At 34.8% G+C, this 19,944-nt stretch carries 16 protein-coding genes; 1 reads left to right on the top strand and 15 read right to left on the bottom strand.

What is annotated here, in order from left to right; all coding sequences use genetic code 11:
- Positions 1 to 4 precede the first annotated feature (4 nt).
- On the bottom strand, positions 5 to 1,444 hold the full coding sequence (locus tag ACFO7M_RS12440) for a TolC family protein (RefSeq protein WP_379735942.1): 1,440 nt from the start codon (positions 1,442 to 1,444) through the stop codon (positions 5 to 7).
- Between the two features lie 134 nt (positions 1,445 to 1,578).
- On the opposite strand from ACFO7M_RS12440, the gene ACFO7M_RS12445 reads away from it, so the two are divergent.
- The gene (locus tag ACFO7M_RS12445) at positions 1,579 to 2,973 is read left to right on the top strand and encodes a DUF4403 family protein (protein ID WP_379735944.1); all 1,395 of its coding nucleotides are present in this window, start codon (positions 1,579 to 1,581) and stop codon (positions 2,971 to 2,973) included.
- Between the two features lie 4 nt (positions 2,974 to 2,977).
- Here ACFO7M_RS12445 and ACFO7M_RS12450 read toward each other — a convergent pair whose 3' ends face one another.
- The 14 genes from ACFO7M_RS12450 to sprA form a co-directional block, all read right to left on the bottom strand.
- Positions 2,978 to 3,208: a hypothetical protein gene (locus ACFO7M_RS12450; RefSeq protein ID WP_379735946.1), complete on the bottom strand. Its 231-nt coding sequence runs from the start codon at positions 3,206 to 3,208 to the stop codon at positions 2,978 to 2,980.
- A complete protein-coding gene (locus tag ACFO7M_RS12455) occupies positions 3,198 to 3,737 on the bottom strand; it encodes a DUF420 domain-containing protein (protein WP_379735947.1) in 540 nt (179 codons plus the stop codon). The genes ACFO7M_RS12450 and ACFO7M_RS12455 overlap by 11 nt, the downstream gene beginning before the upstream one ends.
- Positions 3,737 to 4,420 carry an SCO family protein gene (locus ACFO7M_RS12460; RefSeq protein WP_379735949.1) on the bottom strand — a complete coding sequence of 228 codons (684 nt, stop codon included), beginning with the start codon at positions 4,418 to 4,420 and terminating at the stop codon, positions 3,737 to 3,739. Before ACFO7M_RS12460 ends, ACFO7M_RS12455 begins: the two co-directional genes overlap by 1 nt.
- Positions 4,421 to 4,422: 2 nt before the next feature.
- Positions 4,423 to 5,097 (bottom strand): hypothetical protein, encoded by a 675-nt coding sequence (locus tag ACFO7M_RS12465; protein ID WP_379716739.1) that lies wholly within the window; start codon positions 5,095 to 5,097, stop codon positions 4,423 to 4,425.
- A 76-nt stretch (positions 5,098 to 5,173) separates the two neighbouring features.
- On the bottom strand, positions 5,174 to 5,524 hold the full coding sequence (locus ACFO7M_RS12470; protein WP_379716742.1) for a cytochrome C oxidase subunit IV family protein: 351 nt from the start codon (positions 5,522 to 5,524) through the stop codon (positions 5,174 to 5,176).
- A gap of 19 nt (positions 5,525 to 5,543) precedes the next feature.
- Positions 5,544 to 6,539 (bottom strand): cytochrome c oxidase subunit 3, encoded by a 996-nt coding sequence (locus ACFO7M_RS12475; RefSeq protein ID WP_379716745.1) that lies wholly within the window; start codon positions 6,537 to 6,539, stop codon positions 5,544 to 5,546.
- Positions 6,540 to 6,582: 43 nt separating this feature from the next.
- Complete coding sequence (locus tag ACFO7M_RS12480) at positions 6,583 to 7,161, bottom strand: cytochrome c oxidase subunit 3 (RefSeq protein WP_379735951.1); 579 nt, start codon at positions 7,159 to 7,161, stop codon at positions 6,583 to 6,585.
- Position 7,162: 1 nt separating this feature from the next.
- A complete protein-coding gene (gene cyoE / locus ACFO7M_RS12485; RefSeq protein ID WP_379735953.1) occupies positions 7,163 to 8,065 on the bottom strand; it encodes a heme o synthase in 903 nt (300 codons plus the stop codon).
- Between the two features lie 141 nt (positions 8,066 to 8,206).
- Positions 8,207 to 8,851 (bottom strand): hypothetical protein, encoded by a 645-nt coding sequence (locus ACFO7M_RS12490; RefSeq protein WP_379716753.1) that lies wholly within the window; start codon positions 8,849 to 8,851, stop codon positions 8,207 to 8,209.
- 5 nt (positions 8,852 to 8,856) lie between these two features.
- Positions 8,857 to 10,962 (bottom strand): gliding motility protein RemB, encoded by a 2,106-nt coding sequence (locus ACFO7M_RS12495; protein ID WP_379735954.1) that lies wholly within the window; start codon positions 10,960 to 10,962, stop codon positions 8,857 to 8,859.
- A 3-nt stretch (positions 10,963 to 10,965) separates the two neighbouring features.
- Entirely contained in the window at positions 10,966 to 11,709 is a 744-nt protein-coding gene (gene deoC / locus ACFO7M_RS12500) for a deoxyribose-phosphate aldolase (protein WP_379716759.1), read from the bottom strand.
- Between the two features lie 68 nt (positions 11,710 to 11,777).
- On the bottom strand, positions 11,778 to 12,203 hold the full coding sequence (locus ACFO7M_RS12505; protein WP_379735956.1) for a VanZ family protein: 426 nt from the start codon (positions 12,201 to 12,203) through the stop codon (positions 11,778 to 11,780).
- Positions 12,142 to 12,522 carry a glycine cleavage system protein GcvH gene (gene gcvH, locus ACFO7M_RS12510; protein ID WP_379716764.1) on the bottom strand — a complete coding sequence of 127 codons (381 nt, stop codon included), beginning with the start codon at positions 12,520 to 12,522 and terminating at the stop codon, positions 12,142 to 12,144. The genes ACFO7M_RS12505 and gcvH overlap by 62 nt, the downstream gene beginning before the upstream one ends.
- Before the next feature lie 91 nt (positions 12,523 to 12,613).
- Entirely contained in the window at positions 12,614 to 19,942 is a 7,329-nt protein-coding gene (gene sprA, locus ACFO7M_RS12515) for a cell surface protein SprA (protein ID WP_379735958.1), read from the bottom strand.
- Between the last annotated feature and the right edge of the window lie 2 nt (positions 19,943 to 19,944).

Below are 19,944 nucleotides of genomic sequence, written 5' to 3' on the forward strand. Positions count from 1 at the left end.
ATTGTTAGTTTTTAATAATCGGAATTCCGAAATAGAATTCAAGAATTTTAGTTCTGAATATGTAATCGTACTTAGTACGCAACACTTCCGATTTTGCATTCACATATAGTGTTTGTGCCTGATTATAATCAAAAATATTCATCAATCCCACTTCATATCGTTCTTTCGCATAAGTCATCGAATTTTCACGTGCTTCCAAAGTGGTCACTGCAGCTTCATACGACTTTTGTGCCCCTTTGGTATCTGTATACGCTGTATATACTGTTCTTTCTAAATCCAACTCCGATTGCTCTAGTGCAATTTTGGAACGCTCTAAAGCAAGTTTAGTACGCGAAACATTATTACGTGCAGCAAAACCATTTAAAATAGGAACATTCAATTGAATACCAAAACTATGCCCTTTATTATCTCTAAATTGATCAAAAACAGGATCTGGCTTACCTAAAACAGGCTTTAAATTACTCGTCACTACATCTTGTCCAGTTCCTTCAACAAAACCAATAACAGTAGTTGGATTTGAAGTATCCAAAGTTGTTCCAATTACCTGATCAGAATAAGCCGCACGTGTTGTAAAGCTATAAAAACCTGACAACGATGGCTCATAAGCTCCTTTGGCAATTCGCACATCTTTTTCCGCAATAGAAACATTGGTTTGTGCTAATTTCAATTCAGTTCTAGTTTCTTTTGCTTTATTCAAGATAGCCTTTGGATCTTCAAGCAATACATTACTCAATACTGCTTCAATATCTGAATCTACTATATCAAACTCACGGAAATCTTCAAGCTGAAGTAATTGGGCCAAACTCAATTTTGAAATCAACAAGGCATTTTCTGCAGCAATTAATCGCTGATTATCTGTAGCAACAGTCGCATTTACATCTAACAAATCCCCTTTGGCTATAACACCTGCGTCAACCAACTCTTTTGTACGTTCCATTTGTTTGGTATCGTACTGTAATTGTTGTTGCTGTACCTTTAAATTTTCCTTATTGAAAAGAATTTGCAAATAAGCATTTACTACGTTCAATGAAATATCTTCTTGCATTTTAGTCAATTGATATTGTGAAGCAATGATTGAAAGATTTGCCTTTCTCAATTGATTTTGATTCTGCAATCCTCCGTAAATATCTATACCAACACTTACTCCAGCAGAAGTAAACTGAGTTGTTTGATTTTCAAGTAAACCTGTAGTGATATTTTGATTCAATCCAATATTCCATGAATGCGAAGCTTGCCCATTAATTGTTGGTAAAAACTTACCATAGGCATCTTTTTTACTAATCTCTGAAGATTTTTTATCTAATTCCGATTGTTTAATAGAAATATTGTTCTTTACAGCATGATTCACACATTCATCTAATGTCCATTTTTTGGATTGACTTGAACCTGCAAAAGAACTTAACAGTAATGTAAAGGCAATTATAATTTTTGGATTTTGTATCATTTTATTTTTGAAAGTTTAACGACAACTCTTACAAATTTAATTATTTACCATAAGACTATCACAAATTCATTTTGTTACAAATCACACGGATATTTTTTTAAAATAATTATACATTTGTTGACCAACTAGAAAGTATGAAAAGATTTTTATTCGCTATAAGCTTCATTATGATGGGATTATTATTCAACAGTTGTTCAACAACACAGAAAATTGAACTGATGAAACCAGAACCCGACGAAGCTCCCCCAATCAAATATCCCATTACATCTTCTTATATCAGTTTCCCTATAAATCTTACCATTAAAGACATTGAAAAACAAACCAACAATGCGCTTAACGGGTTAATTTATAATGACACAATCTTAGATGATGACAATACGGAAATAAAGATTTGGAAAAATGCACCCATTTTGATTTCGGAAGACAATCACAAACTAAAAACCATCGTACCACTTAAAATATGGGCCAAAGTAAAATATGGTACTTCGGCTTTAGGGTTAAACTTATTTGACACAAGAGAATTCAATTTGAATGGAACGGTTACACTTTTAAGTGATATCCAAATGAACAATTGGAAAGTGACAACTCAAACCGAATTACAAGACATCCATTGGAACGAAAGTCCGACCATTTCCATTGCCGGCAGAGATATGAAAATCACCTATTTGATCAATCCGACCATACGCATTTTCAAATCCAAAATAGAGCGAATGATTGACGATTCGATGGGAAAAACATTGGACTTCAAATCGAATATATTGGAAATGATGCAAAAGGTGGCAGAACCTGTAGAAATGAGTCCAACCTACAAAACTTGGCTAAAAGTTACCCCACAAGAATTATATGCTACTGAAGCCAAATTGGAAAAAAAAGCTGTAAACATGAATGTCGGACTAAAGTGTTTGATGGAATCATTCATTGGTCAAAAGCCCAAACCTGCCTATGACAAAAGCAAGATGACACTAAAACCTATTGGAAATTTACCCGATAAAGTTGTGGCTAATATTGTTGCGGTGTCCAGCTATCAAGATGCTTCCCGTATCATGAATGAAAATTTCAAAGGAAAAGTATTTGCTTCTGGAAAACGAAAAATAACCATTCAGAATGTGGAGATATGGCACAAAAAAGGCAAGATGATTATTGCCCTAGATATGATTGGCAGCATAAACGGAAGAATTTATTTGGCTGGATTCCCACATTACAATCCAGATACTAAAGAGTTGTTTTTTGACGACTTGGATTATGCTTTAGAAACAAAAAGCCGACTGATGAAATCTGCCAATTGGCTTTTTCAGAGCATGATTTTATTAAAACTCAAGGAAAATTGTCGATATTCCATTCAAACCAATTTAGAGGAAGGCAAGAAGAATATTCTCAAATATTTGAATAATTATTCGCCTATGCCTGGTGTTTTTGTGAATGGAAAAATGAATGATATCGTATTCGAAAAAGTCCAATTAACCAATACAGGAATCGTTGCTTTTTTAAACATTACCGGTAATGTAAGAGTAAACATTAACGGAATGTAATTTATTACTCTTCCTTTTTCTTGGTGTACATTCTATAGATAACGTACGCCATAATTGCGACCAATATATACGGAATGGCCATTAAATAGACTATGCCGTCATTTACTGCTTCTCCTTGACTTGTATCGCCAGAACTTTCCAATGAAGCTCTGCACATGGCACATTGCGCATTGGACACAACAGAAATCAGCAAAAAAGCAATACCTAAAGAAACATTTTTACTTTTAGTGAGCATAATACGGCGAAATCATTAAATACACAACAACTCCAGTAACAGCCACATACAACCAAATTGGAAAAGTAATTTTAGCTAATTTTTTATGTTTATCAAAACGCTCTGCAAGCGCACGAACGTAAGTTACTAACACCATAGGGATAATCACAATTGACAATGTAATATGGGTAATTAAAATGAAGAAATAAATTGCCTTCATAACTCCTTCTCCTCCATATTTTGTCGCATCTGCCGTCATATGATAGGCTACATACATTCCAAGAAAAGCAACTGACAAACCAATTGCAGTCTTCATTAAAGTCTCATGTAATTTTCTATTGCCGTTTTTTATAGCCACTACAGCCCAAACCAACACAACAGCCGTAATTCCGTTAATTGTTGCATAAATAGGTGGCAAAAAAGACAATGGTTTCACATCAACACCGAAATCCTTTAATTTCACTTTAAACAATAAAGCCACTACCAAAGGAATGGCAATTGATAAAATTGTAATCCAAACGTTGTATTTTTTTTCTGTAGAATTTTCCATTATTCAGCTAATAATTTTGAGATATCTTGTTTTAATTGTTTAACTCCTTCTTCTTTCAACCCGTCATAGTAAACGATCGGATTACCAAAATCGTCTTTACGGCAGCGAATATTTCCTTCTTTATCAACAAGTGCAAATAGGCCGGAATGTTCGAAACCACCAGCTACTTTTTTGTTTTGTCCTACATACATATTGAAACCTTTTTGAGCAATTTCATAAATAGCTTTCTGATCGCCTGTCAAGAAATTCCAATTCATACCTTTAGCACCAATAGTTTCCGCATGAGCTTTTAAGGTTGCTGGTGTATCTGTTTCAGGATTGATTGTAATTGAGGCAATTCCGAAATTGGCATTAGAAGCAAAGCTTTCTTGCACAAATTTCATGTTTTTATTCATAATCGGACAAATCGTTGGACAAGTGGAAAAGAAAAACTCGACCACATATACTTTTCCGCTATAAAAATCGTTGGTTACAGATTCCCCTTTCTGATTTGTAAGATTGAATTTTGGCGCTTTACCAATGGTATACAAATCACTTTTAATAGAGCCATCGGCTTCAACTCTGTTCAATCGATCTCCTTTAACCACGTCATTGTTTTTAATACGAGATACAATTTTTGGTATAAAAATGATTCCGAAAACCAGAATCACAAATGACATTCCTATGTATGATTTATTTTTCATGTCTATTTTTTTTCGTGAAGACGAAAATCTTGTTTGGATTTATTACGTTTTAGCGCCAATCGGTATTCTCTTAATAAGATTTTTACATCATCGGTCATTTCATTATGTAAATCGGCCGCAGAAGTTGTATTGTACCCTTCTCTGTATTCCTCTTTTCCGGCTTTATTTTTTCCTTTTCTACCTCTGTGGTTTTTGTCTTTGTCTAAAATAATCACTTGTGATGTACTCAAATTGCCATCTAATTTATTTACCAAATCAAAAGAATCATAAAACGTTTGAATTTCAATTGGCTTAGCAAAAACAATTTTGTATCCCGACATATTATCAGTGAATGCAGCCAATTTATCAAGCAATTCTTCCACTTGCGCCTCTGTTCCTTCCTGAGCCACAAAAACTACTTGAAAATCTTTAAATCCAACATATTTATCATAAATTTTTTGGTTTAGATTAAAGACATTGCCTTGATTTTTTTTGACATTGTCTCCCAAAAAACCTAATACTGTAATTTTATTTTTCAGCACTACTGGTTTTCCATCAATACTTTTCCATTGTGGTAATTCTAAATTATTTTTAGAAATCGTAGGTAAAAAAAGCTGATTGTGCGTTGCCGAGGCAAAAATCATATAGATTATAATGGGCAAAGCTAAAAGGACAAGTAAGATTATTTTTTTCTGCATCAGAAAAGAGTGTATTAGAGAGTACAAAAATAAAAAAATCCCGACGAATCGGGATTTAAATTGAATTAATATGTTGTTAAAAATTCCACTTAATCGTTGAATTTTTAAAAATCTCATAAATATAGTCTGCTTCAACCAATAAAATGAAAACCAAATAGATAATCAAAAATACTAGCGGCCCAACAATAGACCAACGAAGCGTTGCTGCTTCACCTTCAAGGTGCATGAAAGCCCACATAATTCCGTATGCTTTCGCAATTGTTAAAATGATGAAAATCCAGTTCAACAAATTCATTCCTAAGAAGTTTGTAAAGTGTAAACTGTGTGGCTTGTAGATACCCAAAGCAACCTCTACTATTGTGATAACAGATAAAATTCCAAAAACTTTCCAGATTCTACCTACGTTTGATTCGTGTGCGTGTCCCATAATACTTTAAACTTTTAAATTACACTAAATAGAAGAATGTAAATACGAATACCCACACTAAATCGACAAAGTGCCAGTATAAACCAACTTTTTCAACCATTTCATAGCTTCCTCTTCTCTCATAAGTACCCAATAAAACATTTAAGAAAATGATAATATTAATTACTACACCAGAAAATACGTGGAAACCGTGGAATCCTGTAATGAAGAAGAAGAAATCTGCAAACAATCTGTTTCCGTATTCATTACGTTTTAAGTTAGCTCCCTCTACAACATATTTAGCGTTTTCAACTAATTCCAAAGACTCTTCTCTTGACAAAACTACTTTTGATTTATTCTTAGCGTCAATTTTTTCTGAACGCACTAAAATAGCTTCATTTGCCTTGAAACCTTCTACAACCTGATTAACAGATACCGAAGTCAAAGAAGCTTCATCTGTAAACCATAATCCGTTACTACGTTTGTGTTGAACTCTTTCTTCAGCTGTAGTAGAAGCAAATTCTCCCAAACTTACTCTAACATATTTTCCAGGATGGGCTTTATCTTCTTTAACAAACTGTAACAATGAACCACCATGCGTTTCAATTGCACCATGTTCACCTTTAATAAAGTTTTTCCACTCCCATGCTTGTGAACCAACGAAGATTAAACCTCCGATAATAGTCAGAAACATGTATAACGTAACTTTCTTTTTATCCATTTGATGTCCTGCATCCACAGCTAATACCATAGTTACAGAAGAGAAAATCAGAATAAACGTCATCAACGCTACATAATACATAGGTGCAGCAACACCATGCATAAAAGGGAAGTGCGTGAAAACTTCATCGGCCAAAGGCCAAGTTTCAATAAATTTAAATCTTGAAAAACCGTAAGCAGCAAGGAATCCCGAAAAAGTTAAAGCATCCGATACGATGAAAAACCACATCATCATTTTACCGTAGCTTACTCCCATTGGTTCGTTTCCGCCGCCCCAAACTTTACCTTCAGTACTTGTAGTAACTGTCGTTGCCATAGAAATAATATTAAAAAGTTGTCAAATTTACGTTTTTTTATTTTTACACGAAATATAAAAACAAAAACAATAATATCCACAAAATATCGAGAAAATGCCAAAATATTGCACCAAGCTCTATACCAAGGGTTTGCGAAGCATTATATTTTTGTTTATAATGATTATAAATTATGATTAAAAGCGAAATTAATCCCGCAAATAGGTGCGCTAGATGCAAAACGGTCAAAATATATAAAAAAGTTGCCGTAATAGAACTACCGCTTCCTGTAAAGAAAAACCCTTGCGCTACCAACTCGCCAAAACCCTTAAATTGAAAGAAAACAAAAGCTATACCCAGCACCATTGTTACCCACAATAACATCGTTGTTTTATTCCTGTCGTCAGATTTCATTGCGCGCAGTGCAAAATGAATCGTAAAACTACTTACAAAAATCAACAAGGTACTAATCGTAAATGCTGGTGGTAAATGCATTTCATGATTCCAGTCTTTACGGGAAGCACTCACCAAATAAGCACTTGTAAGTCCAGCAAACATCATAAACATACTCACAATTGCGAAGTACAATAATAATTTCGCCGAACGTTCTTTTCTTATCTTTTCCTCCTGAATGGTCATTTCCATATTATCTCAAAAATTTATCCAATATATATACTAACTGAAGCAATGATATGTATGAAACACTCACTAACATCAGACTTTTAGCCGATTTATCACTTTGAAACTTATACAACCTCATAGCATAGTACAACATCCAAATACCGAGCAACAAAACAATTACAGTCGAAACCTTTGTTAAATATAACTGTCCGGTATACCCAAATGATGGCAAGATTGAAGCCACCACCAACCACAATGTATACAACATCACTTGCATCGCAGTTGCTTTATCCCTATTTCCGGTAGGCAACATAAAAAAACCACCTTTTTTATAGTCTTCAAACAAAAACCAACCTATGGCCCAAAAATGAGGGAATTGCCAAAAAAACTGAATTAAAAACAAAGTACCTGCTTCGATTCCGAATTCACCAGTAGCAGCAACCCACCCCAACATAAATGGAATAGCTCCAGGAAATGCTCCAACAAAAACCGCCAATGGCGTTTTAGTTTTTAAAGGCGTATATACACTTGTGTATAAAAAAATTGAAATCGCGCCAAACATGGCTGATTTCTCGTTGATATTATAAAGAATTACGATTCCTGCCAAAGTAAGCAATGTTGCAATGACAAATGCTGCTCTCACTGACATTCTACCTGAAGGAATTGGCCTGTTTTTGGTTCTGTCCATTAACTTATCCAAATCACGTTCTATGATTTGATTATAAGCATTGGAAGCACCAACCATACAATAACCTCCTAAGGCCAACATGATTAAAATCTTGATTTCATGAGAACCAAATTCATCCACACCCAATAAGTACCCAGCAATTGAAGAAAAAACCACGCTAATGGCAAGACCTGCTTTGGTAATTTCTTTGAAATCAACAAATACAGATTTTAGTGTAAATGACGGTTGTGAAGTGCTCAAGGCAATTAGTTTAAAAATCGGTGCAAAGATAGGAAGAAGCGATGGTAAAAATCAAATTTAGACACCATTAATTAAAAATAACAAACAAAGAAGGCAAATTCTAAGATCAATTAATCAACTCAACTGCTTACTCAAAATTAATTAGTAGTTGATTTTTTCACTCAAAAGCCATTTTCGCATCAATTTCTTATTGTTAGAAATCGAACAAATATAGTACGATTCACTTTCAATCGCTTTAGAATCTGCAACAGCTTCTTTCATTACCCCAACTTTACCGATATAATTCGAATGAATAAAATAAATTTGGTCTGAAGATTTTAGTATAAATCCAACATGAAAATCCAAGCCTACAAAATACAACCCGTCTTCATAATTTTGCATCTCTGCAATAAATTTGGTCTTATTAAAATTCGCAAACACCTTAACCGAATCACCGCAAGCAATTGTCTTCGCCTCATCATAAGGCGCCATCTGTGCTAATTTGAACCGATTTAGATTAAACCCTGCATCTCTCAACGTTGTCGAAACAAAATACCCACAAGCAACACTTCCAACTTTCGGTTTTTCAGTATGACCCGTAAATGTCCATGGAGTAGAGTACCATTCCGGCAGTATTTTATCGGTGAAATCTTTCGTAAACCTTTTTCCAGTTTTTTTTAACACCTCTGCTTTGTTTGCACTTACAACATATTCCTTTTTGCTACTTTCTTTAAATTGTTTCAACTCGTTTTTAAGCTGATCGTAATTAGTAAACAATATCAGCAATGACATCAATAGTACTTTCATCTATTTTAATAATCAAAATACCAGTTGAACACATCAGCTCTCAATCCAACACTGAACCATGTTGTATTTTCTTTAAAAACTGATGCTGTATCAACCTCTGGCGATAAACTTCTATATAATACATTTCCAAAAACCTTCAAATTGGTTTGAGGATTAACCAAATAACCTGCCTGAAAATCCGCAAGAAACACCTTTGTATTATTCCCTTGCCCTACTTCCACGCCTTTTTCAAAAGCCCTGTCATCATCATAATCCTTGTAAATATTTGACCCATAATTCAAATCATCTGAAACCGAATCAAAATCCAAACCACGTACACCAACACTCAACTGCAAGTTAGCAAACAATCTCCCTTTAGTATAACGCGCAATACCTGTCAACTCATTAAAGTTAGAACCCCAATTGTGTCCCATACTCTGGTTATTATGCCCATAATTCGTTAAAGGATTACTATGCGCATAAGTGTAAGGCCTTACCCTATTATACTCGGCTTGAAGAAAAAGATTGGGCACACCAAATGCATTATAATATTTTGCTCCCAATTGGTAACCGTATTTATTTCGCCAACTTTTTTCTCCTGCTTTAATATCGCCCAAAGAGAATTCATCCAACAGGAATTGTCCATATAAATTAATCGAGTTGTTCCACTTAAATTTAGAAGTCAGACCCAAAACAGCATTACCGCTTCTGGAAGAAGAAGTAAACTCAACCGATCTAAAGAAAATAACGGGATTCACAAAGCTCAAATCAAAACCTCTATCGTTTGTATTTGCCCAAACTACCGACTCAAAGAAACCTAAATTCCATTTCTTGCTGACATTCCAACTCAAATAGTGGTTTGCCATAAATTTTGTCGCATAAGTACGCTCAACAGTAACATCATCTCGAACATCCTTCAACCACATATACGTGTTGGTGTATTTAATTTTCCAAAAAGTCGTATTGATTTTAAAGAAAGGATACGGACTAGCTCCATCTCCTTGTAAAAGTGAGCGATAGCCATCTCCAATAAAATTCCGACTATACCCTAATTGAAGATTAAAAAACTTACTAGGTGCATAAGTGATATTAGCATCAGCTGACGGAAAATCAAAATTAGTATCCTTAAATCCTTTTGCAATACCAATACCCGGAATAATTGCTGGATTTCCTCCTGCCGGTCTAATAGAAGTTGCATACCGATTGTAATAATCCGCAAAAACACCTTGGCTTTCAAAAACACTAGCAGTAAAATTAAACTGACTACCCAAACCTCCTTGAATCTGTATAGCACGTGTATTCACAAACGTATAACTTTCGGCACTGGGATCCGCTTTCCCTAAGCGTAAATCTAAGATAGGATTCATGGTAAACCAATAGTCTTTACCTTGAATTGCTACTAAGTTTTCATTGAATAATTTCCTTCCCAACCAACTTGATTTACTCAATTCTATTTTTTTATACGCTTCATTCAAATTATAATACTTAGAAACCTCCGCATAAGTAAAAGGCTTAGAACCTGTATGACTATTCGTTCCCACCTGATTCATCTCATCATCAAACTGAGAATAAAAGCTATGTGAAAAAGGGACATTAAGATTACTGGCTAAGTGAGGATTGATAAATTCGGCATACTCTTTTGTAACATTTTCGAATTCAGCATTTTCCCCTTTCAATCCAGCATCCGTTGAATTCAATATCGAATTTTGTCTTTTTTGTTGCTCCAATTCCGCTGCGCTTTGTAACGGAATTGCAATCTGCATACTGTATTTCGCATACGTAGGTTTTCCATTGTAGGTAGCAGGTTCAATTTTAGGCAACAATGAAAAAACTCTTTTCGTTTCATCGGCCAATTCCACATACATAGCATCTACATATTGTACTTTAAAGACACCTGTCGAATCCACTTCAAAGAGCGTGATCACTTTACCTTTAAACTCTTTTTGCTTTACAACTTCAGGAATTTGAAAGTTTGTATAGACAAAATCTTGGATTTGATTGTAAAAACAATTTTCAAGATCTTGATTCAAGGAGTTTTGACAGCCAGGAAAAACAGGAAATTTTTCAGAATTATTGATTTGCGAAAGACCACACTGCGATACAAGAAGTATCAAATAGAAGAAATACTTCATCGATTAATAGTTTTCGTTAGCTACATCGCCATCTGCAATGTTTTTTGCTGATGATGTTCCAATTCTTTTGACACCCAAACTAATCATTTCCAATGCTTCTTCTAACGTACGCACGCCTCCAGCCGCTTTAACCGGAAGCGGATGCGAGTTTTCAAGCATCAAAGTGATTGTAGGTATAGTAGCCCCATTTGGCATCCCATCTTTTGTTTTATAAAAACCAGTCGACGATTTCACAAACACGTTATGATAGTCCTTTTCGGAAAAATTCCCAACAATTGTATTTTTAATTAGAGAAGACAATTGAATAATCTGATCATCGGTTAAAGCTGCTACCTCAATAATAAATTTAACTACCTTGTGATTCAACAATCCTAACCGAGTACAAGACAGTATTTCCTCTTTTATTTGATGCACTTCTCCTCTTTTAAAAGCCTCATAATTGATCACATAATCCAACTCATCGGCTTTATCATCAATGGCTCTTTGGGCTTCATTCAATTTTTCTTCCAACGTTGATTTCCCTTCTGGAAAATCTATAACTGTTCCAATGACTAATTTAGAATTTGCATTAAGAATCATCTCTTTGGCCATTTTTACCATATCAGGACGAATCATAATCAATTTAAACTCTTCATCTATAGCTTCTTGAATAGCTTTACGAACTACTTCCCGATTTTCACTTTCGCTCAGATTAGCCTGATCAGCCGTTTTTAAATATGTCGAATCCAAATATTGCTTGATATCCATTTTTTGAAGAATTTATTGAGTATAAAAATAAAAAAATCCTGCCGAAGCAGGATCCTTTTTCAAGAATTTTATTCTGTATCTATTTTTTTTAAAAGCATACCGGCTGTCAAAATACCGAAAAAAGCTCCTAATGAATTTGCAAGCGCGTCAAAAACATCCGCTTGTCTTGTAGTGGTAAAATGACCTTGCATGAACTCTATGATAATTCCCATGGCAATTGCCAATACAACCAATACTATTTTATCAATCAACTTAGTTTTGTTTTTGTAATAAAAATAATGATACCACAAAAAGACAAAACCAAAATAAAAGCTAAAATGAACCAATTTATCAGCCAGGAAAAAATCAATTTTTGAAATTGCCGAAGGACTTTTAAAACTCAGATAAAAAATCAAAAGAGTCCAAAAAAGGGCAATCCAAAACGATTTTTGACTAGGCGCCAATAAGCGCTTTATAATCATCACTTGAAAGTAATGAGTCGATTTCTGAAGCATCAGAAATTTTCACTTTAATCATCCAAGCTGCTCCGTACGGATCTGTGTTTACAGTTTCCGGATTCGATTCCAATTCGTCATTGAATTCAACTATTTCACCAGATAACGGCAAAAACAAATCTGAAACGGTCTTAACGGCTTCAACTGTTCCGAAAACTTCGTCTTTACTTAAAGTTTGATCCAAAGTATCTACTTCAACATAAACAATATCTCCTAATTCTTTTTGGGCAAAATCGGTAATTCCGACAGTAGCAATATCGCCTTCAATGCTTACCCATTCGTGATCTTTTGTGTACTTTAAGTTAGTTGGTATGTTCATTTTTTTAGTGTATTAAATTTCGAACAAATGTAAAATTAATAGATTAAAATTGCTACTATTTCACAAGTTTATTTTTATTGTTAATCTTTGATTAGTTACCAAAATTATATCGTAACGTAAACCCTGAACGTATATTAGTTAAAGGGAATGACGTAGAAATTACCGCTCTTGAGAACGAATAATCAAAATAGAACAAGGCTGTCAGGTTTTTACTGAAATTATAATCTCCTGTAAGTTTTGCAGAGATTAAATTCTGTCCTCCTCCTAACTGATTGTTGTTATAATCGATATTACGTACAATCGTTTTATTATTTCTATACGACAAATCGGCTCTCAAATTAATATCACTTTTAACGACTCCTGTTGGATTATCTGCTAAACTAGATTTAATTTTCACATCCTTGATACGATACCCCAAACCGATAACGTATTCTGTTCCTCTCATTTCTGTCAACAAATTATTATCAAAACTTAAAGATAGAGTTCGGTCTTTTTTCATCTCGGCCAAAATCTTAATTGAGTTTTTCATTTCAAAATCCAAACGAACTAAGGGACTGAATTGTTCAGTTAAATTTACATTAGCAATAATGGTTTTATTGTAGAAATTACCCACTCCATTATTATCCTGTCCGGTCGGATTTTTGTCGTATTCAAAATTGGAACGGAAAGAATTCAAAGTATACGCAGCTTTGTATCCATGTTGAATTGAGAAGCGTTTGAATTTATCTTTAAAGAACTTATAACGCATAAGTCCTGTGTATTTCACTGTCCAGTTTGGTATCGGGAAATTTCTGAAAGCACCCAAAGAAACCCCTGAGGCACTTCCCCCAGTATATGCAGCCATAAAAGCTGGTAGCAAAACCGCTTGATTATTTTTCCCATATCCAATCGGATACCCTTCATTAGCCACATAAAAAGCATAATTTGGATCGCTTGGTAACGGAATTGGATTTGCCACATCTCCATATCTAGGGATATTATTTCCATAACGTTGTTCTGCCAAACGATTTGCAATTTTAATTCGGTTATCTCTAAATTCCTGGAAAGCTTCAGAATACAACTCATCACTTTGTGAAAAAGATGTACTGATTAAATTCGTTGTAATAGAAAAGTTACCATAATTGTATGGCGAACGTGCATTGTATACTCCTCCAACTGCATCATATTGTTCCGAGAAATTTTCTGCTATGGTACGATCGGCTGTCAAATCAATTTTCAAATCCGGGAATGGTTCTAAATTGGCCGTTCCTGTTATTTGTTTATTATTGATTTGTGTAAAGTTTTGATTGAATTCTGGATAATTCGTCAACCACCCCCTTTTGGCCGCTTCGTAGCGTACATCATCCTGTAGTCCGAAAACAAATCCGAGTGAAGGTCTCGAAGATCCAAGAAAACCAATAGATGGTAAATAACCAGGCAACTGGGTACCGTTCGTTTCGGTATAATTAATCTGAATATTTTTAATACTTGTCGCCACACCGATTAAACCATCCATCCAAATATTAGGCTTAATTTCCTTAGCTTTAGGTTTTGCTACTACTTTCTCTCCAGGTTTTGGTGCTGGGACTGGCGGAACCGGCTTTGGATTTTTAGCCTTTTCTGCTCTTTTTATCAATCCGATATATTTATAAAAAGTAGTCATATTGAACGCTGAATTCAATTTATGCGAACTGGCATTTTGTATCGTATTTCCAAGATTAAAGCCGTTAAAATTCTGAGCTTGAATGGAAGCACGTGTCCAAGAATAATCTCCAGTATAGGTATAATCCGACTTTACAAACGCTAAAAAAGGAAGTTTGTTGATAGGTAATTCATAATTAACGGTTAATTGTTGATTATGTTGATTTGGTGTACCAATATTCCAATAGTCGTCCCAAATTGTAAAATCTGGATCTTGCTGATTGAATTCGTCTAAATAATTACGCACAATATTACCTGTAGTTGCTGTATAATTTAAGCGCAATGATTTCGTAAGGCTGTAATTAAATCCGTAATTGTAATTAAAAAGAAAATTACGTTTATACAAAGGATCTAATCCAATTCCGACGACATCAACATCTCTAAATTCTTGCTTATTAAACTGACGCAAAATTGATGAACTAAAATTAACACTTGAAGGAAGATAATTAAAATTGAAATCACTCAACATTTTCCAATAACTGCTTTTTTTCATGAATTTAGAATTCTTAAAAGGCTCTATAGGTTTTGATTTAAAAGTATATGCATAATCAACAGAAGTTCTAACCTGTTGATCCAACATACCCTCAATTTCAAAATCCCTATGCTCTACTTCGTTAAAAGAATAAGACAAAGTAAGGTTTTCAGGATCGTAGAAATGTTGCTTTTGTTCAGATCCTCTTTCCTTTTTAACACCTATAAAATTGATACTTTTTCGTTTAGTAAAATCTTGAGATCTTTTCTTGATAGCTTCTTTTTCTGCCTCAGTATCAGCCGCATTTAAAACATCTTTCAACTTCAAATCCTGGTATAAAGGATCATATTCAGGTGTTATAATTTGTTCACCTACCGCATAGTTAAAAGGCAAATTAATTCCCCATTTTTTGGGCAATAATTTACCTAGATTGACATTAGTAACAATATCATACACTAGGGCATCTTCACGACTTCTTTCATTCGGACTTTGTTCAATTCCTCCAAAGCCTATTGTACTCATACGTCCTGTTGCTGAAACTGTCATAAAATCGGCAAAATTAGTATCCATACTTGCAATAGCTGCCATACCTCCTTCACTATCCATATCAGCCAAACGCAACTCGTTAAACCAAACCTCACCTCTTATATATTGGTCTTCATTTGGATTGCCGTTCTTTACACCTAACATCATTGTTCTTACCAAACCAATATTAGGATTTCCTTTGATACCGATACGTAATCCATCTTCCTCTATGTAATAAATGCCGTTTTCATCAAAGTTTGGATCAGTTGGACTAGCTTTCAAACTAGCTGCCTTAATTTTTGAAAGTAAATTCAATTTCAGATCAATTTCATTTTCTTCTGGCCAAATTAAAGATGGGTTTTCAACCGGATTATCTCCTTCAACTTGTAAAGCTGTGAACTCGGTTATTTTCAACGGAATTTCCACTTGGTAGAAATTATTAGTAAAGTCATTACCAAAACGTAAAAAACCATACATTTTCTTATCTGCCAATCGGTTTAAAACAGCAACATCATTATTAACAACGTCGCTAGAAAGTGCCTCTGCATGTATAAACATTTTCAGTTTTTTATACTGACGCATATCCACGTTCACATTTTTAAAAGCGCCTCTTAAGTCACCTCCTTCTAATCCTTTTATTCCCATTAACGGATTATCTTTATCGTAAATACGCACAGACAAAGACTGTTCATTTTGATTTATAACGGTATTATTATTATTCATTTGTTCACGCTGAACACCAGGCGGAGTAACATAGCGAATAGGATGTCTTTCGGTATTCTCTTCTAAATTTACCCCAATTACATCAAATCCCGTTGAATCATTATCCGGTGCATCGTCGACATCTGGCTGTAATGATGATAAATACTTTCTGAATTCACCTCTTACAAGGTCTAAAGAACCAAAACGCAAGGTAACTTTATCTGTAAAACCATGCATCAACATTCGCATGAAGCGAATGGAACGTAAATCAGAAATCCCACCTTCTTTCGGACCATTCACATCAATCGGTATTTTAAACTGAACCCATCTTGTTGGAACAGTAGTACCATTTGCCATGGTTTCAGTTCCTTCCCTAACATCAGTAACATACAAATCACCTACTTTCATATCCGGTTTGATATCAACCGTAAATTTATAGTATGCCTCAATCGTATTCATGGTATTATCTCTGTTGATATCTTCAACATCTGGAGTGGTTACCGAACCACGGTTAGTATCGGTCACTTCAACAGGAGAGTTGCCCTCATTTCCATTATAGCGTTTGTATCTATCAGTAATTGAACCAGAAGCACTTAAAAAGTACTCATAATTATCTTGAGACGGATCTGGATCACTTGCGAATTCGGGATGTTTCAAAGCTTCTTCTGAATCATTCAAACCATTTAGACCAACGTCTTGACGATTTCTATTTGCAGCATCGGAATCAAATGCATATATCAAAGATTGAGAAGCGGGAACTTTACCCCAGTTCGTATCATAAACTGCCTGACTAGAACCGGGAACAGGCAATCCGTTTTCATATAATTTTTTACTATCTTTTAACACATCCTCCGAAATTTCGCCTAAATGGAAGGTCAATTTCCCTGTATTGGTATTGCTAATGGCGCTACCGATTTCAAAATAAGGATCCTGAACCCAGAATTGAATATACTCCACATTTGACTGTTCAAAGTTGGTGGAAGTGATTGGACGCATTATCCCTCCGAAATTATCCTGAGGATTTGATAATGTATTATTAATAGAAGATGTCTCATAATTATACGGCCCACGCTCTGTTGGATAATAGGTCAAATCAAGCGTGTTGATCACTGTTGTTTCACCTGCTGCAATATCGGTTACAGGATATAATTCTCGGCTGTAAATTCTTCTGGTGTCATATCTTGAAATATCATTATCACTCAACCCTGCGGGGCGTTGTGCTGTATAAAATATGGGGTCAATAGTATACCATGAAAATTTTGCACGTTTATAACCGTATCTTAATTCATCTTCAATATATTCCCCACCAAATCCTGTTGGCACACTCGACAAAGACCACGCCAAAGGCGATTTCATATCAATTGTTGACTGAGAACCTTCAAAATCATCTACATAAACCGTAGATTCTCCTTCGAAACGGTCCGCTTTCGGCGTGCTTGGTTTCAAAACCGCTACTTCACCACGGAATGAAAAATTTGAAGGGACATCGGTATCAATATTAGGTAATTTATTCACCAATCTGGTAAAAAACGGCACTTCAGTTGAAAAATTTACATTAGCACCAAAAATAGTATTGTTCACAGATTCCTGCCCGTAATTCGTTTTTTGAGTAAACGGCCTTTCCGATAAATTCAAAACAGTAGCGCCCACTTGAAACTTATCAGAGAATTTATGTTCGACATTCAAACCAACAAATCTTCTAGTTTGCTGACCGAACACTGCATTGTTTTCAACTGAAACATTAATAGGTATCCCTGAAGCCTGTAGTGAAGGATCAAGAATCTCAACCCTACCGGCCTGATAATTCACAGTGTAATCAATACCTTCCTGCAAGACACGTCCTCCGGCCGTAACTACTACAGAACCTCTCGGTACATTCGCCGCTCCAAGAGAAATTCCTTGTCCTCCGGATGATTTAAATTTACCTTTTAACTGAAACTTGTTTTTATTACTATCTTGTAATGCAATTGCTTGTGTTGATTTATACAAACTTGTAAAGACATATTTTTTCTGATTCGGATTGTACGAATTTTCATCACCATACGTTGAAGGAAAACTGGGGTCATATAGTTTATCATAAAGCAGCTTACCAAATGGCTCAACGGTAGTAAAAATAATTCGTGCATTTTGGGAATCAACTGTCAATCCAGGAATAAAATCAAAAAAACCGTCACCTCTTAATTGAGGATCATTAGTCGGATTCAATCTATCCAAATTAAACACTCTCAGCAAAGGAGTATTTGCAACTTCATTTTCAACAGTTGGACCTGCCGGAAAAGTTGACCCAACAACTGGTGTAATGTAATTTAATGGAGATGGATCTGTATATAAGATGTTAAATTTAAAATCAGTAGGATCCAGTTGGTAAGCTCCAGGAATCTGATAAACATTTTTCATCATTAAGTTCCAAATTGGCTTATTCACATTAGTCAAATTTCCTTTTAGCATTTTCAAAATCAATGCTTTGGACGATGGTATGTTATTATTATCAACCTGTGTTGCAGCTATACCATCGGTACCGAACTCTCCAACTTGATAATCTTCCCCCCCAATAGTGTACTGGTATGCAACTGCCAATACTTCATCGTTAGTTAAGCGCTGGTTTAATGAAATATAACCCAATTGAGGGTGATAAGTATATTCATTAGGCGTTAATTTTCTAGCATTTTCTAATTTCGAATAGTCAACACCCTCAGCGAACACAGTTTGATTTGGAGGATTTGTATTTGTCGGAACATTAAAACCTCCACTCGCTGTTGAAACCTCTCTAATTTTAAAATTTAATATACTTTCTCCGGAAGGTAAAGTATTAGGAAAAGTAACTACTTCAGGCGATATTTTTGCAGGGTCCATCAAGTTATTCTCATTGCTTGGAGGACTGTCAAATGGTTTAACAAAAAAATCAGGATAATACTGTGTATCAGTACTAATAACTTGAGAATCGGGAATTCCGTTCAATTGTGACTCTCCTAAATCCTGAAGTGCAACAATATTTCTTATGTTATTACCATCATTACTAGTCGTAATCCTGTTTTGTCTATTTGTAATCCAAACTTCTATTCTCGTAATTTGAACACGGGAATCAATAATAGGATATTGTTTAAGTGCATCATCATATCGGTTTCTGAAGTACTGTGAAAGGAAAAAATGACGATCTGAATCGTATTCTAAACCAAACAAATCAAATTCTTGAACCAATCCTCCGCCTTGTGAAGTAACAGTACGAGTTTGCGATTTTTGTTCCGAAAAAACCCCAGTCACAGTAGTTTTACCAAATTGCAATTGAGTTTTTACACCAAATAAACTTTGTGCACCTCTAATCAATGTACTGTTTAATGGCATACTTACATTACCGACTTCGATTTTTCTTAAAATATCATCTTCGGTTGGTGTATATTCTAACTTGATTAAGTTCTGAAAAGCAAAAGTGGACTCCGTGTCATAGTTCGTGTTTACTTTCAATTTTGTCCCGACTTGACCCAGCATACTTAAACTGATACGTTGATCAAAATCGAATGTAAAAGTACTTCGGTTTCTTGGCGAAAAAGAAGGATTATCCTGTTTTGAATAACGAACGCCTAGATCGACTTCAACAGTACCTGTAGGTTTGATATCTATAGTGTTTCCTCCAAAAATAGATTCAAAAAAACTAGAATTTACATAATATCTAGGTAACAAATCTTTCTTAGCATCTTTACTCGCCTCCTTTTTACCATCAACTGCATCTTGTTTCTTCTTAAAATAATCCCTGATGGCTTCTCTCCTAATTAATTTTTGGTATTCTTCAGGGGTTAAAACAATAGGATAATCAATATTAAAACCTTCAAAAGTTTTGGTATAAATATAACGGTCAGTAGTAGGATCATAAGTATAAGCCTCTAGGATACTTGTGGGATTAGGCATTTCCAGTTTTCCTTTATTATATCCTTTCACGGTATCCTGCTCTTCCTGAGCAAGAGCGGAAAACGAAACAAAGAAAAGCAGTATAAAACTACTGAATTTATGAAACAATTTGGCCGGGTGAATAATATACTTTTTCAAGG

The sequence above is a fragment of the Flavobacterium sp. GCM10023249 genome (assembly GCF_042653365.1).
GTDB lineage: Bacteria > Bacteroidota > Bacteroidia > Flavobacteriales > Flavobacteriaceae > Flavobacterium.

Bases quoted from the DNA above. Each gene is read 5' to 3' on its own strand.
- ACFO7M_RS12440 (WP_379735942.1), bottom strand. From the start codon at position 1,444: ATGATACAAAATCCAAAAATTATAATTGCCTTTACATTACTGTTAAGT.
- ACFO7M_RS12445 (WP_379735944.1), top strand. From the start codon at position 1,579: ATGAAAAGATTTTTATTCGCTATAAGCTTCATTATGATGGGATTATTA.
- ACFO7M_RS12450 (WP_379735946.1), bottom strand. From the start codon at position 3,208: ATGCTCACTAAAAGTAAAAATGTTTCTTTAGGTATTGCTTTTTTGCTG.
- ACFO7M_RS12455 (WP_379735947.1), bottom strand. From the start codon at position 3,737: ATGGAAAATTCTACAGAAAAAAAATACAACGTTTGGATTACAATTTTA.
- ACFO7M_RS12460 (WP_379735949.1), bottom strand. From the start codon at position 4,420: ATGAAAAATAAATCATACATAGGAATGTCATTTGTGATTCTGGTTTTC.
- ACFO7M_RS12465 (WP_379716739.1), bottom strand. From the start codon at position 5,097: ATGCAGAAAAAAATAATCTTACTTGTCCTTTTAGCTTTGCCCATTATA.
- ACFO7M_RS12470 (WP_379716742.1), bottom strand. From the start codon at position 5,524: ATGGGACACGCACACGAATCAAACGTAGGTAGAATCTGGAAAGTTTTT.
- ACFO7M_RS12475 (WP_379716745.1), bottom strand. From the start codon at position 6,539: ATGGCAACGACAGTTACTACAAGTACTGAAGGTAAAGTTTGGGGCGGC.
- ACFO7M_RS12480 (WP_379735951.1), bottom strand. From the start codon at position 7,161: ATGGAAATGACCATTCAGGAGGAAAAGATAAGAAAAGAACGTTCGGCG.
- ACFO7M_RS12490 (WP_379716753.1), bottom strand. From the start codon at position 8,851: ATGAAAGTACTATTGATGTCATTGCTGATATTGTTTACTAATTACGAT.
- ACFO7M_RS12495 (WP_379735954.1), bottom strand. From the start codon at position 10,962: ATGAAGTATTTCTTCTATTTGATACTTCTTGTATCGCAGTGTGGTCTT.
- deoC (WP_379716759.1), bottom strand. From the start codon at position 11,709: ATGGATATCAAGCAATATTTGGATTCGACATATTTAAAAACGGCTGAT.
- ACFO7M_RS12505 (WP_379735956.1), bottom strand. From the start codon at position 12,203: ATGCTTCAGAAATCGACTCATTACTTTCAAGTGATGATTATAAAGCGC.
- gcvH (WP_379716764.1), bottom strand. From the start codon at position 12,522: ATGAACATACCAACTAACTTAAAGTACACAAAAGATCACGAATGGGTA.